General features: G+C 31.6%; 21 protein-coding genes. 19 read left to right on the forward strand and 2 right to left on the reverse strand.

The features are described 5' to 3' along the window. The first annotated feature begins 2 nt into the window (after nt 1-2). The 19 genes from ACQYZ7_RS11975 to ACQYZ7_RS12065 all read left to right on the forward strand — a co-directional run bounded on the left by ACQYZ7_RS11975 (nt 3) and on the right by ACQYZ7_RS12065 (nt 16,172). Nucleotides 3-815 (forward strand): hypothetical protein, encoded by an 813-nt coding sequence (locus tag ACQYZ7_RS11975; protein ID WP_430729977.1) that lies wholly within the window; start codon nt 3-5, stop codon nt 813-815. Nucleotides 816-830: 15 nt separating this feature from the next. Further along, nucleotides 831-1,799, forward strand: a complete 969-nt coding sequence (locus tag ACQYZ7_RS11980; RefSeq protein ID WP_430729978.1) for an aldo/keto reductase — start codon at nt 831-833, stop codon at nt 1,797-1,799. A 209-nt stretch (nt 1,800-2,008) separates the two neighbouring features. Continuing rightward, nucleotides 2,009-4,339 carry a discoidin domain-containing protein gene (locus ACQYZ7_RS11985; protein WP_430729979.1) on the forward strand — a complete coding sequence of 777 codons (2,331 nt, stop codon included), beginning with the start codon at nt 2,009-2,011 and terminating at the stop codon, nt 4,337-4,339. A gap of 225 nt (nt 4,340-4,564) precedes the next feature. Further along, complete coding sequence (locus ACQYZ7_RS11990; protein ID WP_430729980.1) at nt 4,565-5,233, forward strand: hypothetical protein; 669 nt, start codon at nt 4,565-4,567, stop codon at nt 5,231-5,233. Nucleotides 5,234-5,316: 83 nt separating this feature from the next. Beyond that, nucleotides 5,317-6,393, forward strand: coding sequence for a hypothetical protein (locus tag ACQYZ7_RS11995; RefSeq protein WP_430729981.1), 1,077 nt, complete (start codon nt 5,317-5,319; stop codon nt 6,391-6,393). After that, nucleotides 6,386-6,898 carry a hypothetical protein gene (locus tag ACQYZ7_RS12000; RefSeq protein WP_430729982.1) on the forward strand — a complete coding sequence of 171 codons (513 nt, stop codon included), beginning with the start codon at nt 6,386-6,388 and terminating at the stop codon, nt 6,896-6,898. Before ACQYZ7_RS11995 ends, ACQYZ7_RS12000 begins: the two co-directional genes overlap by 8 nt. 185 nt (nt 6,899-7,083) lie before the next feature. Then, a complete protein-coding gene (locus tag ACQYZ7_RS12005) occupies nt 7,084-7,455 on the forward strand; it encodes a transposase (RefSeq protein WP_430729983.1) in 372 nt (123 codons plus the stop codon). Nucleotides 7,456-7,559: 104 nt separating this feature from the next. Beyond that, nucleotides 7,560-8,165, forward strand: a complete 606-nt coding sequence (locus tag ACQYZ7_RS12010; RefSeq protein ID WP_430729984.1) for a transposase — start codon at nt 7,560-7,562, stop codon at nt 8,163-8,165. Beyond that, nucleotides 8,131-8,307, forward strand: a complete 177-nt coding sequence (locus ACQYZ7_RS12015) for an integrase core domain-containing protein (RefSeq protein WP_430729985.1) — start codon at nt 8,131-8,133, stop codon at nt 8,305-8,307. The genes ACQYZ7_RS12010 and ACQYZ7_RS12015 overlap by 35 nt, the downstream gene beginning before the upstream one ends. Before the next feature lie 324 nt (nt 8,308-8,631). Continuing rightward, nucleotides 8,632-9,294 carry a hypothetical protein gene (locus ACQYZ7_RS12020; protein ID WP_430729986.1) on the forward strand — a complete coding sequence of 221 codons (663 nt, stop codon included), beginning with the start codon at nt 8,632-8,634 and terminating at the stop codon, nt 9,292-9,294. Between the two features lie 170 nt (nt 9,295-9,464). Beyond that, nucleotides 9,465-10,127 carry a hypothetical protein gene (locus ACQYZ7_RS12025; RefSeq protein ID WP_430729987.1) on the forward strand — a complete coding sequence of 221 codons (663 nt, stop codon included), beginning with the start codon at nt 9,465-9,467 and terminating at the stop codon, nt 10,125-10,127. A gap of 146 nt (nt 10,128-10,273) precedes the next feature. After that, a complete protein-coding gene (locus ACQYZ7_RS12030; protein ID WP_430729988.1) occupies nt 10,274-11,842 on the forward strand; it encodes a serine hydrolase in 1,569 nt (522 codons plus the stop codon). Nucleotides 11,843-11,857: 15 nt separating this feature from the next. Then, entirely contained in the window at nt 11,858-12,436 is a 579-nt protein-coding gene (locus ACQYZ7_RS12035; protein WP_430729989.1) for a hypothetical protein, read from the forward strand. 149 nt (nt 12,437-12,585) lie between these two features. Beyond that, nucleotides 12,586-13,032 (forward strand): MarR family winged helix-turn-helix transcriptional regulator, encoded by a 447-nt coding sequence (locus tag ACQYZ7_RS12040; protein WP_430729990.1) that lies wholly within the window; start codon nt 12,586-12,588, stop codon nt 13,030-13,032. Then, on the forward strand, nt 13,016-13,438 hold the full coding sequence (locus tag ACQYZ7_RS12045) for an organic hydroperoxide resistance protein (protein WP_430729991.1): 423 nt from the start codon (nt 13,016-13,018) through the stop codon (nt 13,436-13,438). Before ACQYZ7_RS12040 ends, ACQYZ7_RS12045 begins: the two co-directional genes overlap by 17 nt. An 11-nt stretch (nt 13,439-13,449) precedes the next feature. Next, nucleotides 13,450-14,085 (forward strand): nitroreductase family protein, encoded by a 636-nt coding sequence (locus ACQYZ7_RS12050; protein WP_430729992.1) that lies wholly within the window; start codon nt 13,450-13,452, stop codon nt 14,083-14,085. 196 nt (nt 14,086-14,281) lie between these two features. Further along, nucleotides 14,282-14,758, forward strand: a complete 477-nt coding sequence (locus ACQYZ7_RS12055) for a DinB family protein (protein ID WP_430729993.1) — start codon at nt 14,282-14,284, stop codon at nt 14,756-14,758. A 60-nt stretch (nt 14,759-14,818) separates the two neighbouring features. Then, nucleotides 14,819-15,469 (forward strand): ArsR/SmtB family transcription factor, encoded by a 651-nt coding sequence (locus ACQYZ7_RS12060; RefSeq protein ID WP_430730216.1) that lies wholly within the window; start codon nt 14,819-14,821, stop codon nt 15,467-15,469. 25 nt (nt 15,470-15,494) lie between these two features. Next, nucleotides 15,495-16,172: an SGNH/GDSL hydrolase family protein gene (locus ACQYZ7_RS12065; RefSeq protein ID WP_430729994.1), complete on the forward strand. Its 678-nt coding sequence runs from the start codon at nt 15,495-15,497 to the stop codon at nt 16,170-16,172. 90 nt (nt 16,173-16,262) lie between these two features. On the opposite strand, the gene ACQYZ7_RS12070 is transcribed toward ACQYZ7_RS12065, so the two are convergent. Both ACQYZ7_RS12070 and ACQYZ7_RS12075 read right to left on the reverse strand, forming a co-directional pair. Beyond that, complete coding sequence (locus ACQYZ7_RS12070) at nt 16,263-16,895, reverse strand: tetratricopeptide repeat protein (protein WP_430729995.1); 633 nt, start codon at nt 16,893-16,895, stop codon at nt 16,263-16,265. Nucleotides 16,896-17,114: 219 nt separating this feature from the next. After that, complete coding sequence (locus ACQYZ7_RS12075; protein ID WP_430729996.1) at nt 17,115-19,271, reverse strand: TonB-dependent receptor; 2,157 nt, start codon at nt 19,269-19,271, stop codon at nt 17,115-17,117. Nucleotides 19,272-19,457: the final 186 nt, after the last annotated feature.

The raw sequence follows: 19,457 nt of genomic DNA on the forward strand, positions 1-19,457 counted from the left end.
CTATGAAACGTATCTTATATATAACCGATTTATTTTACAAAGCTAACGGAAGAAATTATTACGAAGAAGACCTGTTTATTATTTCAAAACTAAAAAAACATTTTAATATAATTATTGGTCACCCACAACAAGCTATTGAAAACCTACATATAGCAGACTTGATAGTTTATAGAAATACAGGAGCAGTTTTGGGCTATGAAAATTACTATAGAAAATTTGTTTCAGAAGTTAAAAAACAAAACATCCATACTTTTAACTCTTTTGATGGAAAAGCAGATATGGTTGGTAAAGACTATTTAATGGAGTTAACCCAACTTGATTTTCCTGTAATACCAACTGTAGAAAACATTTCTGACCTTAAATTATTAGGAAACCCAGAACAGTATATAGTAAAACTTAAAAATGGTGCGGACTCCATTGGTATGGAAGTATTAAATAAAAATGAACTAGAAAGAACAAACCTTGAAAATAAAATTATACAACCTTTTGTAAATTTTGAATACGAAATATCATTTTATTATATCAATCAGGAATTTCAATACGCTTTGTATGCACCTGATAAATCAAAACGATGGGAATTAGAAGAAATAGCCGTAACTTCAAAAGACCTTGAGTTTGCAAACAAATTTATTGAATGGAATACCCTATCTCAAGGTATTACTCGGGTAGATGCTTGCCGACTTAAAAATGGATCACTTTTACTTGTTGAACTAGAAGATTTAAACCCTTTCTTATCACTACAACGTGCAAGTAAAAGCTCTCAAAACCTTTTTTTAAACAACTTTACCAATACCTTAAACACAATTATACACTAATACAACTACTAGAAGATGGAATATAAAACTTTAGGAAACTCTGGATTAAAAGTTTCAACATTATGCTTAGGAACAATGACCTTTGGTGGAGAAGCAGATGAATCAACTTCAAAAGCCATATATCAAGCAGCAAAAGATAAAGGAATTAACTTTTTTGATACAGCTAACATATACAACAATGGAACTTCTGAAAAAATTTTAGGAAAACTAATACATGAACATCGTGATGAAGTAATTATTGCTACAAAAGCCTATTTTCCTACAGGAGAAAGTGTAAACGACAAAGGCTTAGGAAGAGGCCACTTAATAAAAGCTTTAGACGATAGCTTGAAACGCTTAAATACAGATTATATTGATGTTTATTATGCACATGCTTTTGATGAAAACACACCTTTAGAAGAAACCTTAGCTACATTTGATAATTTTGTAAAACAAGGAAAAGTAAGATATTTAGGTCTGAGTAACTTTGCTGCTTGGCAAGTAATGAAAGCCATTGCTGTTACACAACAAAACAACTACACTCCTATCTCTGTTATTCAACCCATGTATAATTTAGTAAAACGTCAGTGCGAATCAGAATTATTACCAATGGCTTTAAGTGAAGGCTTAGGAGTAGCCTCTTATAGTCCACTTGGTGGAGGGCTACTTACTGGAAAATATAAAACAGGTAAAAAAGAAGGTCGTTTTGCTGAAAGCTCGATGTATCAAAAACGATATAATGATGAAATTACCTATAAGACAGTTGATAGTTATGTTGATTTTGCCAATCAAAACAATTTAAATCCAGTTAGCCTTGCTATTGCTTGGGTAAAAGCGCACAAAGCAATAACCGCTCCTTTAATTGGGGCTCGCAATTTAGAACAGTTAAAACCTGCTTTGGCTTCATTAGATATACATATGACAGAAGAGTTAAGAACAAAAATAACAGACTTATCTCCTGAAATGATATTAGCTACTGGACATAAAAAAGGTGAAAGAAGCTAACACTTTTCATTTAAGAGAGCGTAAACTAACTTAAACAAAAACTTCCCTAAAAATATTAAATCGCAAAAATAACAATGTCTTAACAGACTGTTTACGCTCTCTTCACTCATGCAAACGATTAGTTTATACATTTGATGTTTAATCAATTAACTATTTCTGTAGATTAGATTCTATAAGATTTTATACAACATCAAACTAATTTAACCCCCATGAGAAAAACTATTATTTTTATCTGCTTCTTATTAGTAGGAAGCCTTATCAAATTACACGCACAAAGTGTAAGCCCTTCAAAAACAACTTATATTCCTAACGAAGCTATTACGGTCAATTTTTCAGACGGCCCTGACAATTCAAAAGACTGGATTGGCATCTATCATCAAGGAGATACTCCTGGTTTTGTTAGTTCCATTGATTGGTTATACGTAAACGGACAAAAAAGCGCCACTCAAAAGCTAAAAAATGGTGCTGTTACCTTTTCATCAGGTTTACCAAACACAGGAACTTATGATGTCTATTTTTTTAAAAATGATGGATATACTGTTTTAGCTTCCTCTAGTTTTACAATTGCTACTGAAATTCCAACCTGCACTCCTATTCCACAATCTGGATGGAGTTTACAGTATGTAGATAGCCAAGAAACATCAGGGGAAAACGGAGTAGCAACAAATGCTTTTGATGGTGACACGGCAACTATTTGGCATACCGAATGGAGTGCTACCCAACCAACGCATCCACATGAAATCCAAATTAACTTAAACGGTATCTATGATATTTGTGAGGTAACATATTTACCACGTCAAACAGGAACCAACGGAACAATTGCAGATTATCAAATTTATGTAAGTGATACTCCTTCTAATTGGGGAACAGCGGTTGCAACAGGTACTTTTGCTTCCAATCAAACAGAAAAAACCGTTAGCTTCCCTAAAAAACAAGGACAATATGTGCGTTTAGTAGCCACTTCTGATATCAATGGAGGAAATTACACCTCAGCTGCGGAGATTAATATAAGCGGTACTTTAATTCAAACAGGAGCTCCTGTGGCTAATTTCACTTCGAATACGTCTTCTGTTATTGCAGGACAACAAATTTCTTTTACGGATAGCTCAACCAACACTCCTACTTCTTGGAACTGGACATTTGAAGGTGGAACACCAGCCACAAGTACTGTTAAAAATCCTACTATAACATATCCTACTGAAGGAACTTACAATGTTACATTAACAGCTACCAATGCTACTGGAAGTAACACGATAACTAAAACGGGTTATGTTACCGTACGCAATACAAACAGTCTTAAAGTACTACAGTTTAATATTTGGCAAGAAGGAACTTCGGTGCCTAACGGAATGACATACATTAGAGATGTGATTGCTGAAGTAAATCCAGATATTGTATGTTTTAGCGAAGTGAGAAACTATACCGGCGATTGGACGACCAAAATTGTAAACAACCTTGCGGCCATTGGCTTAAACTATAACAGAGGTTATGCCTATGGTGATGTTTCAATCATTAGTAAATACCCTATCACCTCATCAGGTACCAACCTAGGTGCTATTTCTGTGTTTGATGTAGATGTAAACGGACAAAGTGTTGTAGTAGCTACGGCACATTTAGACTATACCTATTATGCCACATATCTTCCCAGAGGATACAACTGTGGAGGTTCTTATCCTTATAATGGATGGAGTAAAATAGGTGCTACAAATCAAGATCCGCAACCAGTTACGGATCCTGCTGTTATTTCAGAACAAAATTTAGGTTCACAAAGAGACGAACAAATTGCTGCATTTATCAATCATGTAAAAAATGAAACTCGTCCAGTGATTTTAGTAGGAGATTTCAACGAACCTTCTCATTTAGACTGGACCTCAAGACAAGCCAATATGTTTGATCATCACGGAGTGGTATTTCCTTGGCACACGGCAAAAACTTTAGAAAACAATAGCTTTGTAGATGCTTATAGAGAAGTATATCCTGATGAAGTTGCCAATCCTGGTATCACATGGCCTTCTATTGCTACTGGGGTTGGAAGCACTAGCTGGACACCAGAAGCTGACGAGAGAGATCGTATTGACTATATTTTTTACAGAGGCACTACACTTTCTGCTACGAGTGCTGCTCTTGTAGGTCCAAAAGCTTCGTATGTTAACAATGTATCGAGTACTGCCAATACCCAAAACGACACGTTTGAGGCAGACCAATTGCCTTGGCCTTCTGACCATAAAGGCGTAAGTGCGGTAATCAATCTATCAGCAAATAATGCAGCTAAAATGTTTGAAACAACCGATAACACTACACTAACCGAAAATACCTTTAGCGTATATCCAAATCCAACAAAAGGTATAGTTAATATTAATTGTGAAGACTGTGCTCCGTTTACCTATATAGTACGAAACTTTTTAGGGCAAACAATTTTACAGCAAACTGCTACACAAAACAATGTGACCATTAATTTAAAATCAGCCCCTAAAGGAATGTATTTTATTGATGTAAAAACCAAGAAAAAAACGCTTACCTATAAAATTATAAAAGAATAAAACGCCCCCAAGAAGCTACTACAGAAATAGATAAAAATTGGTACCACAAAATCCCAAGCCAACAACTTGGGATTTTTTACTATATTTAGTTCGCAAAAAAAGAAAAGGAATAAAATTGCTGAAATCTCCACTTATCACATTATAATACAGGGATAACAAAACTTTTATTTCTTATATAACGAGTTCTAAGCCATTTGAACGAACATCGTAATAAAAACAAACACTATGGGGAAAATAACAATCAAAGCAAAAAATCTATATAAGATTGTAGAAGAAAACTATATAACTAAAGTTGGAGGTACATTAACAAAAAGAGCAGAAGAAATTAATATTGCTACAACTGAAGGAAGTATAAATATGTATTCAAATACTTCTATTGATATGAAAGCTGAAAATGAAATTATTTTAGGCGATTATATTGAGCCTGCCTTTTCTGGATTGATTGCAAATGACAATAAAGTAATTGCTAAATTTAAACCAGATGATACATACAAAGGAGAATTCGGTTTTGATTGGTGTGAATGGGACCTTCAAACTGGTGAAATAGAAAAATTTCAAGACACTAAGCTTTCTGATATAGAATACACTTTCGATGACACAGAAAAGAAATATAAAGTAGCTACAAATGAGAATAGACAAAAAATTCTAAAATTGTTATATTCAAAAAAGACAATTGATTTTGGAAAACAATACTATACTGCGTGGATGAATTTAGCGAAGGGAAATAAAGCTACACTCAAACTTACAACTATCTATTTGGAAAGAAAACAAAAGACAGAAAATGAAGAATATATCTCTTTTATAGCAAACGATGATTATGAAATTTCCTATGATGGGAATTTTAATACAGATATTAAAATACCTTTAAAAAAGACGGCAAAGAATATGAAATAGAAATATTTGCAAAAAATGAAACAGAAAGCAGTTCTTATATTAAAGCAATAGATGAAAAAGGATTTGTAGTAGGCATTATAGAAATGTATCCTAATAAAAAAGTAGATTTAGACATAAAAATCATTCCTGTTGTTTTAAAATCTACAGAGGATAAAGAATTAAAGGAAGCAAATGAATTATACAATAAAACTATAAAGGCAAAAACAACAAATTTAGGTAATAGCTTAGATGAAACATTAAACAGACATTCTTTTAATCAAGCAGGAATCACTTGCAATATTGAACCCCTAAAAGCAGTTTCCGAAAAAATAGTGATTGACATAAATACAAGTGATTTTGCTAAGTTTTATGACAGCACAAAAAAAGAATTTAAAGATTGGAACTTTCAACCTACCGAGGCTGATGCATCAAAAAGACCATCTATTTGGACGAGCGAAGACGGAGATAAAATGTATGAATATAAAAATGGTAAAACCATTAACGATAAAAGAATGTTGTTAGATGAATTAGAAGATGCGTATTATACAAAATATGGCAGAGATTTTAAAGGTGCTTTACTTTTTGTAACAGAAGAGAGTTACAATAAACCTAATACATTAGGTTATTCGCAAAACAATCCACTTAGAAGTCAAGGAACCATTATTTTTAAAGGAGGATTAAGTATGAGCGATGCATATGCTCACGAACTTGGGCATATGCTTGGGCTAGAACACGTCTTTTTGAAAACAGATGAAATTGTTGGAATTAAAAATAATATAGCAACTCAAAATTCAAATATTACTAGTTATGAAGGTAATATCCAAAACAGAAAAGAATTAATTGAAGACCAGAATAAAAGAATTACTCGTGAAACAAAAAGAACAAAAGAACTAGGCTATAATGATGATGGTTCAGTAGATGACCAAGATTTTATAAACGACCAGGAAATTCTAATAAACAAGTACAAAACCAAAATAGAAGAATATAATTACGAAATAAAAGAATTTGAAGCCAAGATTCAAGATTTTAAAAGAAAAATAGCAATTGAAAAAGGGAGAGGCTTAAAAATTAAAAAAGGAACAAGCAATAATTTTATGGACTATGATATATCAAGATTATATTTCGATAAATTTCAATGCTTAGTTATGCAACAAGAAGTTAAATCATTTTATAATGAATAAAAAAATATTTTTATTAGTAATAATTTTTTTAACCATATCGTGTGGAACACAAAAAACAATTACAGAAAAAGATTTGCGTTCTTCTTACGATAAATTCAGCACGTTTATATGGTCAAAAAACAAGAATGATTCTATAGTATATAATAAAAAAAATCTAGATTTAATTACTTTTAAAAAAGGTGAATATTACAGGAAATTAGGACGTTACATCTCTTATTTAATACATAATGATAGTATTTTAAAAACCCCTTTAACATTCTCGGAACGTAGCAATATTTTAGGACATTTAATGAATTATATGCATATTTCTCATAATTCTTCTCTTGATATGGAAATCTTAATACTTAGTGACAAAGACTATCATTATTATAGCGAATTTGAGAAAAATAATTACTATAATCTTCCAAATTTAAAAAAAGAATATAGAAGGAAATTTGAAGAATTAAAACCAACAAAAAAACTTGATTTAAAACCAGTAATTGATATAATAGATAAAAGTGATTAGAAACGGCTTAGAACAACGTGTATAGTTAATTGCTACTATTTGCTTAATCAAAGGTAAATAATTATTTGTTAAAGTCAATTCTAAACTAAAAAATTAAAGCCTTTTTATACGCAACTAACCATACACAAAACCGTTATCTACAACCTTGACCCGTCCTGAATAAAGGCTACATAATTTTAAACATTATGTATAGAAATGACAAAGTAATTAGACGGTATTCAGAACCTTTTAAATTAAAAATTTTAGCCGAACTTACTATCGGAAAACACACAAAAAGCGAGCTTTGTAAACTCTACTCTATCGCACCTACAACTGTTAACGAGTGGATTAAAAAGTACAATCGTAAAGATTTAATGAACACCAGAGTAAAAGTGGAAACTAAAGACGAAATATCTAGAATTAAAGCACTTCAAAAAGAAGTAGAACAGCTTAAGAAACTACTACTTAAAAAGGATTTAGATGCCATGGTATTGGATTCTTATCTAGAAGTAGCTGCGGAAGATCTGGGCTATAAATCTGTTGCTGAACTAAAAAAAAAGCTAAGTATAAAGCCTTAATCAAAGCCAAAGAGAAATCTAAGGGTTTTGCTTCTTTAAAGACTATAACTCATTGTTTTGGACTTAAACGGGATGCGTATTATAAATACAAGTCTAGAGCTGATATGCGTTTAAAATTGGAACAACAGGTTATTAACATCGTTAGAAAAAAACGCAAATCCCTTCCTAGAGAAGGTGTACGAAAACTTAAGGTGTCTTTAAATGATGAGTTTTCTAAAGCAAACCTTAAAGTAGGTAGAGATAATTTATTTAACATTCTTAGAAAACACAATATGCTTACACTTAGAAAGAAAACTAGTGCTAGAACAACTAACTCTTATCATCGTTTTTATAAGTATAATAACCTGATAAAAAATATGAAAGTTACTAAATCAAATCAAGTTTGGGTCTCTGATATCACATACATTAGAACCGTAGAAGGCTTTTGTTATCTAGCTTTAATAACCGACATGCATTCTAGGAAAATAATTGGGTACGATCTTAGCGATAGCCTAGAACTAAAAGGATGTGTAAGAGCGCTAAACAAAGCCATTTATCAGGCTAAAAATATCAATAAACTAATACATCATTCTCACAGAGGTATACAGTATTGTAGTAATGTCTACACTCAAATACTAAAAAGAAAAAAGATTGGTATTAGTATGACCGAAGAAAATCATTGTTATGAACAATGCTATGGCAGAACGTGTAAATGGCATATTAAAAGATGAATTTTATCTCGATCAAACCTTTGATAACGTGGCTCATGCTAAAAGAGCTGCAAAAAATGCAATTAATTTATACAACGAAATAAGATTACATTTATCTTTAAACTATAAAACACCTAATATGGTATACAAGTTATCAGCCTAAATTCAATTTTAACCTGTAGCCGTATTTCAGGACGAGACATTAAATCCAAGCCGCAAAGTATTAGTAATTAAACAAACATCAAAAATGTTTAAACATTTTCAACTAATATACATTAATCAATGATATACAAAAATGGATAGTTTTGATAAAATAGAATGGAGTCTGATTTGGAATATTATTAAAGACATAATTCTGCCTCACTCAGGAACCTTAGTTTTAAACATTATAATTATTTTTTTTCTTGGCTTAATTATAACAATCTTTTACATTATCATTCTACATAAAAAAAAGGTTTTAAAAAGAAAACCAAAATATTACAATTGGATGGTAAAACTATATATTCCTATACTTTTAATTGGAATGCTATTTCTTTTTGGACAAATTGGTTGCATTAGAGGTACGTACAAGATTCTGGATAAAGAAAATGAGACTATCGTATCTAGCCTTTATAATAATATTCTTAAACTATCTTTTGATTCGGAAAAAAGCAAAAATGATTTTATTATTGGATTACAACAAGCAGCACGAGAGGTTAAAAGTAATTCTAACACTCTAAAAGAGTATCTAACAACAACAACAACAGAATACAATACAGGATATACTGTTATTGATGACAGTAAAAATATATTAACTTCCTTTCTAATTAGTAAATATGGAGATGATATTTACAAAATATCTGTCTACGGTTTACTTTCTGCAGCTGGAGCAAAAACTCATGTTAACATTAATGAATCATTATCGTATGAGGAGTTTAGTATTGGAATGGATTTCTTATTGAATGTAGGACATAAAGATATTGAACAATCAGTAAAAGAAAAACTAATGGTATGGTTTGATTCTTTATTATTCAATCAATATAAATCTTTAGTTTTGTCTCAGTTAGTTTTATTACTCTTTATTATCAGTCTACCTTTAATCGATTTTTTTATTTATAAAAAATGGATAGAACCAAAATATTCTTATCCAAAAAACATAACTCCAAAATAAACATTTTTTAAATTTAAGAAGCATGTAATACTAGTTCTAGCCCATTTACAAAAATTCTAGCGATTTTTCTATTTGGTTTGTATTTTCTAAAATAGCTACTAAAACAAGTAAAACACTATACACAAAAATGTTGTGGACAATTTGAACCGTCCAAATTAAATCAAAACCGAATGAATAAATTTTTAAGAATATTCCCATTACTTCTTTTAACAATTATTAATTGTAATGCACAGAACAACAAACCATCTGATTTTATCCCTAAAGAATATGTAGAGTTTGAAAAATATTTTGGAGACTTAAACAAAGATGGGAAAGAAGATTGCGTTCTTATAATAAAAAAGACGGATAAAAATAATATAATAAAAAATCGATTTGATAAAAATGTAGACAAAAATAGACGAGGCATTATTGTTTTGTTTAAATATGGAAATGGTTATCAACTTGCCGATAAAAATTACAATTGTTTTTCTTCCGAAAATGAAGATGGAGGAGTTTATTTTCCCCCTGAACTTGGAATTGAATTTCAGAGAGGGAATTTAATAATTCATTATGGTCATGGTAGATACGGATTTTGGAGATATACATTTAGATTTCAAGATTCTAATTTTAATTTAATTGGATATGATTCAAGTAGTAATCATGGTCCAATAATAAATAGAGAAACAAGTATTAACTTTTTGACAGAAAAGAAATTAATCAGAGAAAACACTAATAAGAATGCAGAAGGAGGAGATGAAACATTTAAGGAAACTTGGAGTAATATTGAAATAGAAAACCTAATCAAATTGTCTGAAATAAAAGACTTTGATGAATTAGACATGTATAATTATTAAATAAAGAACTTTAGTCAACAATGACCATAAGTAATTGCTTGTTCTCTCCTACTTCTGAAAACCCTCACGGATTTTCTAGTCAATTTGTATTCGCTACATTAGGTACTTGAACATAGCAAAAAAATTAACACAACCAAAAATCAATTATGAAAAAACTAACTCTCTTTCTCTCACTTATAACTATTGTTTCTCTCACTAACGCTGTTAACGCACAAGAAATTAGTTCCTCAGAAATTGATGCTCTTGTGAATAGAGCATTAGCATCAACTCCTTCAGTAGGAATTGCTGTCGCTGTAGTTAAAGACGGAAAAGTAATTCACTCTAAAGGATACGGGTTTAAATCCATTAAAAACAAAGAAAAAGTAGATGAAAACACCTTGTTTTCTATTGCTTCAAACTCAAAAGCATTTACTGCCACTACCCTAGCGATATTGGTTGATGAAGGAAAACTAAAATGGGAAGATAAAGTAGTTACTTACATTCCAGAGTTTAAAATGTATAACGATTATGTGACCGCCAATTTTACCATTCTGGACCTTTTAACTCATAGAAGTGGCTTAGGACTTGGAGCGGGAGATTTAATGTTTTTTCCTGATGGTTCCGATTTTACAATCAAAGATGTAGTTAGTAGTTTTCAATATCAAAAACCAGTTTCAGCATTCCGTACCAAATACGATTACGACAACCTTTTGTACATAGTAGCAGGAGAAGTAGTTGCTCAAGTTAGTGGTATGAGTTGGGCAGATTTTGTGCAAAAAAGAATTTTTAATCCGTTAGGAATGAGCAATTCTGCACCTATCAGCTCAAGATTGGTTAAAAATGCGAACCTAGCACTCCCCCATGATTCAGAAGGAAAAAAAATTAAACAATTAGCTACTTACGATAATGATTTAGTTGCTGCTGCTGGTGGTATTTATGCGAGTGTAGACGATTTAAGCAAATGGATGCTTATGCACCTAAACAACGGAAAATATGGGAAAGAGTTATCCTATCAATTATTTTCTGAGAAACAACAAAAACAAATGTGGAGACCTCATACCAACTTAGGGTTTACCACGAAGCCCAATACAAGAACCCAACAACATTTTGCAGCTTACGGTCTCGGTTGGTTCATTGCAGACAAACAAGGAAAAATCGTCATTAGCCATACAGGTGGTTTACCGGGTATGTTATCAAAAACTGTATTAGTTCCTGAACTTAACTTGGGAATTGTAGTGTTGACCAACTCATTACCAGGAGGTAAAGCTTATAGTGCTATTCCTGAAACAATATTGGATTCGTACTTAAAAATTCAAGCAAAAGATTGGGTGAAAATATTAGCTGAGCAAGCAAAAACTACTGGGCAAGAATCAGATTCTGTAACAACAAAAGTTTGGAAGACTGTTGAGAAAAACAAATCAGTAAACATAGATGAAAACAACTACCTTGGAACCTACAAAGATGATTGGTTTGGTGAGGTAAAAATATCCTTAAAGAATGGAAAGCTTTGGTTTACCTCTAAACGTTCCCCTAAGTTGAATGGGCAAATGTTCTACTACAAAGCGACTACCTTTGCTATTAAATGGGAATATAAAGACATGAATGCAGATGCATTTGCTACGTTTAATTTAGATGAAGAAGGCAAAGCAATTGGTATAAAAATGAAAGGTATATCTCCTAATATTGATTTTAGTTTTGATTTTCATGATTTAAATTTAAAACGAATTGAAAATTAAAATTACTATTTAAAGATGAATAAGTATTTAAACCTAGTTATGTATAATTCGAAAAAAAAAATAATCTTATTTATAGTACTTATAAGCTGTACTTCATTTTCCCAATCTAAAAATATTCCTGACCGAATTTTAACTTACGGATTATCCAATTATAACAAACAAAAGGCGATGGAATTTGTTGGAAAAAAATGGGACATTGAAGTTTACCCTGTTGCGGGATGTATGGTTTCTCAAGAATTAATTGATAGTGTAAAAACTGTTCACTCAAAACTATGGAAAAAAATGGACAGTATCCACGGCATGGATTCTAAAAAAAGGTTTAAGAAAGAAACCATTGCCGAAATGAAAAGAATAGGAGCTGTTCAAAAAATATTTAATTCAGATAGAGACATCAAAAGACGAATCAGGAAAATAAAAAGAAGGAAAGGTAAAGCTACTTTTAATCTAGAAAATATTTCTAATAACGGAAAAATATACTATTGGACTGTATATAGCTTTGAGGATAAAAACAATCCAGAGTATAAATGGAAACCTGAATTTAAAGTTGGAGTAAATTTAGTTAAAAAAAATACTACTATAATTGAGTTAAAATAAAAAGCTACTTAAGAAATGTTCAACTCCTTTTAATCATCAATAAAAACAACTTAATTAACTTATAAATAATTTTCACATAATTTTACAACAATTAAATTGCACACAATTTAATTGCGCAATATATTTGTACCTTTATTTATAAGTCAATTATGTCAGAACAATTAAAATTAACCAATCAAGTATGCTTTCCAGTTTATACACTAGCGAAAGAAGTTATTAGTTTATACCGTCCTATACTAAAAGAGCTAGATTTAACATACCCTCAATATTTAGTAATGCTAGTTTTATGGGAAGAAGGAGATCAAAATGTTTCAGAAATAGGCGCTAAACTTAATTTAGATAGCGGTACCCTTACTCCTTTACTTAAAAGACTAGAGCAAAAGAAACTTCTAGAAAGAAAAAGAGAAGTAACAGACGAACGTGTCGTAAAAATTAATTTAACAGAACTCGGAAAGAACATACAAGAAAAAGCAGCATGTGTTCCTAGTCTAATTATGACTTCATTAAATATTTCTACCGACAAATTAACAGAACTTAAAAATATAATAGAACATATCTTAAATCAGATCAATAAAAAAGATGAAACCAATTTATAATATCAGCGCCAAAGCAACCGGCGGAAGAAACGGACATGTAAAAAGTGAAAACGGAGTTTTAGAACTTGATGTTAGACACCCTAAAGCGCTGGGAGGAGCTAATGACGATTACCCAAACCCTGAAATGCTTTTTGCAGCAGGATATTCAGCTTGTTTTGATAGTGCCTTGAACCTAGTCATCAAAAAATCTAAAGTCAACACAGGTACAACTACTGTTAAAGCAACAGTAAGTATTGGTCAAATAGAAAATGGTGGTTTTGGACTTGCCGTAGCATTAGATGTAAATATCCCTAATGTTTCTTTAGAAGAAGCAAAAACTCTAACCGAAAAAGCACACCAAATATGCCCTTATTCAAATGCAACTAGAGGTAATATTGAAGTAAAGTTAAATACAACAAATAATTAAATATAAATAGAATGTCATTAATTGAAAACCTTAACTGGAGACATGCAGTAAAAGCTTTTGATCCTAATAAAAAAGTAAGCGAAGAAAATATTGAAAAAATTATTGAAGCAGCTAGATTAGCCCCAACCTCATCTGGTTTGCAGCAATTTAGAATTATATCAATCTCTAATCAAGAAGTTAAAGAAAAACTTGTACAAGGAGCTTTAAATCCTGATTCAATGAAAGACTGTTCACATGTGTTAGTTTTTGCTGCTTGGGATAATTACACTGCTGAAAGAATAGATAAAGTATACGACTTTACCACAGAAGAAAGAGGACTCCCTCAAGGTAGATTTAGTAGCTATACGGACATGCTTAAAAAAGTGTATTTAGACCTTCCTGATGAAGTTAATTTTGCACACACATCAAGACAAACTTATATTGCTTTAGGATTAGCTTTAGCACAAGCAGCAGAGTTAAAAGTAGATACCTGTCCTGCTGAAGGATTTGACAATAAAGTTGTTGACGAAGTTTTAGAATTAGATAAAATGGGCTTAAAAAGCGTATCATTGATGTACATTGGTTATGCCGACGATGAAAAAGATTGGATTAAACCAATGAAAAAAGTTAGAATTCCTAGAAATGAATTCGTAATTGATGTAAAATAGTACAGCAATAAACACCGTTTTATTAAAAAAGTAAAACACTCAACTAAATGCTTTTCTTACAACTTTGTCTGTTTATAGAAAAGCATTTAGTTTTTTTAGAGTATTTTCAATAGATAAAATTCCATGCTTCATTCTAAAATGAAATAAGTTATAAAAGCGTCATGTATTTTTACACTCTAACAAACAATAAGTAACTATGAACGCTATAGAGAATATATTATTAAACTTTTCAGAAACAAGAAGACGAAGTATAAAACTGTGGAAAGGAATTCCTGATGAATTTTTAACTTGGAAACCTGATACTAAAGCTTTTTCTATGATCGAAATGATAAGACACACGCTTGAAGGTGAACATTTGTTTCATACAATTATTAAAAACAGAGGTGATTTAGGTAATTATAAATCTCCTTGGGTAGATTTAGATTTGGCCTACTCAGATTTAAAAAATGAACTTAGCTTTGCTAAACAATATCGCAAGAGTTTTATAAAGATGATAGAAACACTTAATGAAGCCGATTTAGAGAACATACGTATTGAACGAAAAGAAGTTAATCAAAGTAAAACATTAGGAGATTATTTAAATAGAATGGTGTATCACGAAGCTGTTCATACAGGTCAAATGTTAGGGTATTTAAGAACACTTGGCGTTAAACGACCTCTAATATGGGATTAAAACAATACAAAAGTTACTACTATCGAAGAATTAGAACATCAGTTTAGCAAAGTTGCTTCCATTTTAGGAGATAAATCTCGCGCTATCATCTTGTGGAATTTACTAGATGGTAGAGCATATACTGCTACAGAACTAGCAGCAAGCGCTAATATTTCGTTACAGTCGGCAAGTAATCATTTAAAAAAAATGGTTTCGGCAAATATCTTATCTGTTGAAAAACAAGGAAGGCATCGTTACTTTAAATTTGCCAACGATGAAGTTGCGCAAGTCATAGAAGCAATGGCGAGTTTAATTTCTATCGATAAAGACTACAAAAAAATTAAAGCTCCCAAATTAAGTGACTTTACGTATGCCAGAACCTGCTATGACCATTTAGCAGGTAGCCTTGGGGTAAAAATAACAATGTCTTTATTAGATAATGAAATCATTAAAATTTCTGGTAAAGATTACATAGTTACGAAATCAGGTAAAGATTGGTTTGATGAAATTGGGGTAGATATTCATGCTATCCAACACAAAAAACGTTCTTTTGCTCATCAATGTTTAGATTGGAGTGAGAGAAAACATCATATTGCAGGAGCACTAGGTGCATCTCTTCTTGAAGTGATGGTAAACAAAGATTGGTTGCGTAAGAAACCTAATTCTAGAGAAGTAATTATTACCTCTATTGGAAGAATAGAATTAAAAAATAGATTAAATTTAGAAGCCTAGAAAACATTACTTAACACCAACACCTTTGAAAAAACTACTTTACTTATTCTTGTTTTTCCAAATCTCAGTGCAAGCACAGCGTATTTTGTTTGTTGGAAATAGTTTAACCTATACCAATAACATGCCTGAAATATTGGAATATATTGGTAAACAACAAGGAATTACTATTAAAACCAAGAGTTTGTGTTTTCCTAACTACGCTATTATTGATCATATTAATGACGGAAAACTTCAAAAACTACTGGCAAAAAAACAGTTTGATTACGTTATTGTTCAACAAGGTCCTTCCTCACAAGCAGAAGGAAAAAGAATGTTAGTGCAAGACGGAGCGACAATAAGAGCTCTTTGCGAACAATACAATACTAAACTCAGTTACTTTATGGTATGGCCATCTGTTAGATATTACCATACTTTTGATAAAGTAATCGAAAACCATGAGTTCGCTTCCAAACAAAACAATAGTTTATTGTTTCCTGTAGGTAACCTATGGAAAGAATACAACACTTATAAAGGCAAACAATCTTTATACAGCCTAGATAGCTTCCATCCTTCTACAGCTGGAAGTTTTTTAGCAGCACTTACTATTTTTTATCAGTTACACCCAACAAAAAATCTTCAACAACTCCCTTTTAAAAAGTATAAAAAATGGGTAGCCGATGAAGATTCTTTTAACTTGTTAATTCAGTTGGTACAAAAACAGTAAGAGTTTTGATGAGATTTCTCGTTGCTCATACTTCTCTCCTAGAAATGACAAATGTTATATCATTCCGAACGAGGTACGAGGAGAAATCTATTACTCATTTTTATTTAAACATTTTTGTAATACCTGTTCTGCTCTTTGTACATTAAACTTAGGGTAAAATTTTTCGGTAATTTCCTCCTCCTTTCCTAACTCAATGGCTCTTTTTATACTATTACAAAAAGGCTCCGTTGATTGTCCGAAAAAACGTGCTGCTCCCATATCTGATTCTGCTTTACTTAATACAACTCTTGGGTTATTAGGTGCTAATTTTAATGCTTTTTCATATAGTGCTGCATTTTTCATCGACATGGTCATTCCATATTTCTGTCCATCAAAAACAATATAAGCAACATTCAACAATGCCTGAGTAATCATAATCTCAGGATTCTCAGGTGAAATTGATTTTGCAGTATCTAAAAACTCTTGTGCTTTGGTTAGTTTGGCTGTTAACTGTGCTTCTTCTTTTATTTGAAAACTCTCTAAGATGTTAATCATCCCTGCATAATAAGACGGTAACCAGTTGTCTTTTTCTGCTTTAGAAATTCGCTCGAATAATTGAGCTGCTTCCGTTGTTTTATTCCCTTTCCAAAGCTCAAAGGCTTTTTCCATTCCTTTTTCGTATTTACTTTGTGCTGATATACTTACTGTTAATACTAATACTAAAAGTGTGATGATTTTCTTCATGTTAATTGATTTTAATTGATACTTCAAATATCTTTTTATTGTTGTTATTTATATAAAATACTGTACTGAGTTGTTGCTTTTTATGACTGAACTGTATGGTTTAGATTTCTCTCTTTGTTCGTAATGACGAACTATGTAAACATTAGTCATTTCGAAAGAACAAGGAACGAGTGACGAGAAATCTAACTAAATACATTCTCTTACTTTTAAAACAAACTCCTATAAACTGTTTAACTGGTTGTCTTTTTTGTTATCACTAATCGTCCAAAAGAATCCGATAAAAAAGAACCTATCGGCAGATGGTTTAATTGCTTGTCGCTCATACATACCTGTTGAATTTGGTGTGTTTTTATAATTATATCCGAATACATTTTGTGTTCCCAACACATTGTTTACCGAGAAATACAAGATTTTTTGTTGGCTAATTAAATACGCCCAATTCACACTTACTGAATTGTAGTTTCTTGTTTTCTGATTTAAAAACCCACCTTTATTAGGATTGGTATAACTTCTTCCTGAAGCAAAATTATAACTCAATCCTACTTGACTTTTCCAATCGGCAATCCAATGCTTTGCTACTACCGACAAATTGTGTTTTGATGCAAAATTAGGAGTCGCTTTTACAGCATAGTTCTTATAATCTCTTTCTGTATCTAAAAACGAATACGACACCCAGTAATCCGTATTTTTTATGTTTTTATTATCTCTCCAGAAAACATCAATTCCTTTAGAAAAACCTTCACCTAAATTTGAATAGTTTGAATTGGGTAAAGATGTATCGGTATCGTACTTAACTAAATCTTTATACTTTTTATAATACCCTTCTACCCTTAATATTTGCTTATTTTTTACATACTGATAGTTGGCTATAAAATGTGAAGTATTCTCTGATTTAAACTGCGTATTGAATTTTAAATATTCATTTTTAGGATTTTGATAAAAGCGTCCGTAAGCAAATGAAAACTGAGCATTTTTTCCTGATTTGTATGCTAACGATGCTCTCGGAGAAATTGTAAATTCTTTTAATAACTCAGAATACTCTCCACGAACTCCTACTTTGGTTGCTAGTTTTTTAGAAAAGAAGATATCTGCCTCAGCAAAACTTCCGAAGATATTATTATTGAATCCGTAAATAGCATTCCCATTTGTTTCACTTGCATAATCTTCATTAAAATCGGTTACAAAATATTCTGCACCAAAATTAAGTTTAACCCTATTTGAAAATCTCTTTTTTAATGTTGCTTTAAAGTGAGCTGAGTTTTCATTGTCTGCAACCTTATCATCAAATATTTTAATTTTTGAATGATCGTTGGTAAACGACGCGCCTCCTGAAACTGTCCAGTTATTAGCCAAATGTTGCTTATACGATCCGTTGAAATACAGGTTTCTATTTTTCTGTCCAAAACGAAATCCATCCTCATAATTAATATCTTCTTGAATCATGTCAAAGTCTGTATAACTATAAGCTCCGTACAATTTCAATAACGACTCGTTTGCGAACCTAAATCGATATACAGCTTCTCCACTCAATGCTTGCACTGGTTTGTTCCAAGTATTTTTATCAGGAAATAATTTTTGATATGGTGCTAAATTGATATATGAGGCATTTACACTTAATGAGTTTCTACCAAATACCTGAGTATTTCCTACTCCTAAACCAACGGTCATTAACGAGATATCTGTTTTTTCTTTTATTGCTTCATCATTCGTATTTAGTAGTAAAACACTTGATAATGCCTGACCGTATTCTGCAGAATACCCTCCTGTAGAAAACGTAATTCCTTTAAACAAAAACGGAGAAAATCGTCCACGAGTAGGAATATTACGCGCCGAAGGTGAATAGGGTGTAAACACTCGAATTCCATCAATAAAAATTTGTGTTTCCTCCGCTTCTCCCCCACGTACAAACAAACGACCATCTTCACTAACCGACGATGTTCCTGGTAAGGTTTGTAAGGCTCCCACAAAATCCCCCAAAGCACTTGCTGTTGTTACGACATCTAATGGTTTTAATGCGGTTACCTTAGCATTATCTCCTGCCTCAAAAGTTCCTGCATTAATCGTAACGGCATCTAATGTATTTACATCTTCACGAAGGATTATTTTTAAGTTTTTAAGCGTTGAAACATCTGCTTTTTTTACACAGGTTTCAAAAGAAATAAAAGAAACGATTAAAGTTTGTGTTCCTTTTTCAGAAGTAACAAATGAAAAATTTCCTTTTTCATTAGAAGAAGTTCCGTCATACGTTCCTTCTAAATATACATTGGCTCCTTCAATAGGAATTCCCTTTTTATCTGTCACTTTTCCTGAAATCGTTGTTTGTGCAATTAATGTCACTTGAACAAACAGGCATATAAAAAATAAAAGTTGTTTCATTGTCTTGTTTTTTGATAGTGCAAAACTGCTTAGTTTTTACACTTTAACACAAAAAGAAACACCCAACTGTATAATTTTAGCGATGAACTGTTTCTTGCCTCAAAACTACTTTTACCTACTCTTCTGTATTTGACCTTTCTTGCTTTTAATTATTCAAATCTTGCTAAATTTTAAAATGGAAAAACA

The sequence above is a fragment of the Tenacibaculum sp. SDUM215027 genome, from assembly GCF_050566205.1.
Taxonomy (GTDB): domain Bacteria; phylum Bacteroidota; class Bacteroidia; order Flavobacteriales; family Flavobacteriaceae; genus Polaribacter.

Excerpts from the sequence above, each read along its gene's own strand:
- ACQYZ7_RS12075 (WP_430729996.1), bottom strand. The coding sequence starts at position 19,271 with ATGAAACAACTTTTATTTTTTATATGCCTGTTTGTTCAAGTGACATTA.
- ACQYZ7_RS11995 (WP_430729981.1), top strand. The coding sequence starts at position 5,317 with ATGTATCCTAATAAAAAAGTAGATTTAGACATAAAAATCATTCCTGTT.
- ACQYZ7_RS12035 (WP_430729989.1), top strand. The coding sequence starts at position 11,858 with ATGAATAAGTATTTAAACCTAGTTATGTATAATTCGAAAAAAAAAATA.
- ACQYZ7_RS11975 (WP_430729977.1), top strand. The coding sequence starts at position 3 with ATGAAACGTATCTTATATATAACCGATTTATTTTACAAAGCTAACGGA.
- ACQYZ7_RS12070 (WP_430729995.1), bottom strand. The coding sequence starts at position 16,895 with ATGAAGAAAATCATCACACTTTTAGTATTAGTATTAACAGTAAGTATA.
- ACQYZ7_RS12015 (WP_430729985.1), top strand. The coding sequence starts at position 8,131 with ATGGCAGAACGTGTAAATGGCATATTAAAAGATGAATTTTATCTCGAT.
- ACQYZ7_RS12005 (WP_430729983.1), top strand. The coding sequence starts at position 7,084 with ATGTATAGAAATGACAAAGTAATTAGACGGTATTCAGAACCTTTTAAA.
- ACQYZ7_RS12000 (WP_430729982.1), top strand. The coding sequence starts at position 6,386 with ATGAATAAAAAAATATTTTTATTAGTAATAATTTTTTTAACCATATCG.
- ACQYZ7_RS12010 (WP_430729984.1), top strand. The coding sequence starts at position 7,560 with ATGCGTTTAAAATTGGAACAACAGGTTATTAACATCGTTAGAAAAAAA.
- ACQYZ7_RS12025 (WP_430729987.1), top strand. The coding sequence starts at position 9,465 with ATGAATAAATTTTTAAGAATATTCCCATTACTTCTTTTAACAATTATT.
- ACQYZ7_RS12030 (WP_430729988.1), top strand. The coding sequence starts at position 10,274 with ATGAAAAAACTAACTCTCTTTCTCTCACTTATAACTATTGTTTCTCTC.
- ACQYZ7_RS12020 (WP_430729986.1), top strand. The coding sequence starts at position 8,632 with ATGGTAAAACTATATATTCCTATACTTTTAATTGGAATGCTATTTCTT.
- ACQYZ7_RS12055 (WP_430729993.1), top strand. The coding sequence starts at position 14,282 with ATGAACGCTATAGAGAATATATTATTAAACTTTTCAGAAACAAGAAGA.
- ACQYZ7_RS12050 (WP_430729992.1), top strand. The coding sequence starts at position 13,450 with ATGTCATTAATTGAAAACCTTAACTGGAGACATGCAGTAAAAGCTTTT.
- ACQYZ7_RS11980 (WP_430729978.1), top strand. The coding sequence starts at position 831 with ATGGAATATAAAACTTTAGGAAACTCTGGATTAAAAGTTTCAACATTA.
- ACQYZ7_RS11985 (WP_430729979.1), top strand. The coding sequence starts at position 2,009 with ATGAGAAAAACTATTATTTTTATCTGCTTCTTATTAGTAGGAAGCCTT.
- ACQYZ7_RS12040 (WP_430729990.1), top strand. The coding sequence starts at position 12,586 with ATGTCAGAACAATTAAAATTAACCAATCAAGTATGCTTTCCAGTTTAT.
- ACQYZ7_RS11990 (WP_430729980.1), top strand. The coding sequence starts at position 4,565 with ATGGGGAAAATAACAATCAAAGCAAAAAATCTATATAAGATTGTAGAA.
- ACQYZ7_RS12045 (WP_430729991.1), top strand. The coding sequence starts at position 13,016 with ATGAAACCAATTTATAATATCAGCGCCAAAGCAACCGGCGGAAGAAAC.